This is a genomic window from Treponema sp. R8-4-B8, from assembly GCF_054786175.1.
The window spans coordinates 1-433 of the sequence record NZ_BDHE01000444.1 but is presented as its reverse complement, the minus strand read 5'-3'; the positions used below and the strand labels follow the sequence as shown (position 1 = coordinate 433).

Below are 433 nucleotides of genomic sequence, written 5' to 3'. Positions count from 1 at the left end.
ACTTATTTTCTCCTTATTCACCTAATTGCATCCGCCGTTATCGGGGAATGTAATAGAAGCGTTATATACTTCGGCTTCACCGAAACGGTATGAAGAACCATCAATAAAATAGGTATCGTGATTGCCTTGCGTCGCGATTATTGTCTTTTTGTTGTTAAATTCATTTGCCGCATTTGTGTAACTAATAATTTCATTCGGTCTTCCACCAATCGCATCTACAAGGTCACCGCCCATAAGATAGACTTTGTTATCTGTATCAAAAGCGTCGGCCGCGTTTAATACATTAACCATGTCGGTGTGCTCTTCGCTTTGCGGGTCAGAAACTACGGTAAAGCTAAAATCATAGGCATTTACACTTGACGTTAAAAGATGGTATTCGTCCGACCACGCTCCCGGGATGCCCATACGATCTTTATAACGAGTATTCGGGCTA

The 433-nt window shown here is 41.8% G+C and carries 1 protein-coding gene; it reads right to left on the bottom strand.

From position 1 onward, the window contains the following. Nucleotides 1-21 precede the first annotated feature (21 nt). On the bottom strand, nt 22-433 hold a 412-nt coding region (locus tag ACYVRA_RS09170), incomplete at its 5' end, for a metallophosphoesterase (RefSeq protein ID WP_461252398.1).